Source organism: Holdemanella sp. DFI.5.55 (assembly GCF_020593575.1).
Taxonomy (GTDB): Bacteria; Bacillota_I; Bacilli_A; order Erysipelotrichales; family Erysipelotrichaceae; genus Holdemanella; species Holdemanella hominis.
Genome location: NZ_JAJDMK010000422.1, coordinates 1 through 225, shown reverse-complemented (window position 1 = coordinate 225; position 225 = coordinate 1). Strand labels below are relative to the sequence as shown.

Below are 225 nucleotides of genomic sequence, written 5' to 3'. Positions count from 1 at the left end.
CTGCATTTCAATGACCAATTGACGATGATCAAAGAAATCGCGCAGCACTATCGACTGGATCAATTACTGAAGGTCAGCGAACTGACGCTTGAAACCAGGCATTTAATGGATCAAAACATTTCATTTCAAAATACGGCCGAGCAGCTTTCACTGCGCATTATCAATGTCTTGCAGCGATAGAAATGGGGAAAGACACAAATGAGTGAGCGAGTAGACAAAAGCAAG

At 42.7% G+C, this 225-nt stretch carries 1 protein-coding gene; it reads left to right on the top strand.

The window, feature by feature from the left end:
* A partial coding sequence (locus LJE08_RS14660) for a hypothetical protein (RefSeq protein WP_227403673.1) occupies positions 1–180 on the top strand: 180 nt, incomplete at its 5' end.
* Positions 181–225: the final 45 nt, after the last annotated feature.